The organism is Pseudomonas sp. 20P_3.2_Bac5, from assembly GCF_025466035.1.
GTDB lineage: Bacteria > Pseudomonadota > Gammaproteobacteria > Pseudomonadales > Pseudomonadaceae > Aquipseudomonas.
In genome coordinates this window covers 1-628 of sequence record NZ_JANLOA010000005.1, presented here as the reverse complement: position 1 = coordinate 628, position 628 = coordinate 1, and the positions used below count along the sequence as shown (strand labels likewise).

Annotated in this window: 1 pseudogene; it reads left to right on the top strand. The window is 60.5% G+C overall.

Annotated features, from left to right (window positions below):
- A pseudogene (locus NTD88_RS00465) lies at positions 1-628 on the top strand (IS5 family transposase); the annotation flags it as partial.

The window sequence follows — 628 nt, the reverse complement described above, 5'->3', positions numbered from 1 at the left end:
CATGGTCGGGGGCGGCCCCGCCTGAGCGACCGGCTGATGCTCGATGGCGTGCTCTGGGTACTCTGTTCGGGCGCTGCGTGGCGAGATATGCCGGAACGCTTCGGCCCATGGTCAACGGTGTATCAACGGTTCCGGGGTTGGCGAAACCAGGGCCCCTTCGATCAGATGCTCAAACGCTTGCACCTGAGATTGAATGAGCAAGGCTTGATCGATGTGCAAACCTGGATGATCGACTCAACCGCAGTACGTGCAACCCGAGCCTCTTCTGGCGCCGGGAAAAAAGGGGGCCTGACGAGCCTGCCGATCACGCTCTAGGCCGCAGTCGCGGTGGCCTGACAACCAAAATCCACATGCTCTGCGACGCCAACGGGACACCGTTGCGCTTCCTCCTCTCTGGCGGTCAAGCCAGTGACATTAGTTACGCCCAACCACTGCTGGACGACGTCAGCATTCCATCAGGCCAACGAGGTCGCCCACGCAAGCGCTGCAAATGGCTGCTTGCCGACAAAGGCTATGACGCCGAAGCGCTTCGCCGCTACTGCGACCAATATCGAATGCAGCCCGTCATCCCGCTACGCTCAATGAAACGCAAACCCAAGCCCGGCTTACCCAGACTGTTTGATCGGCC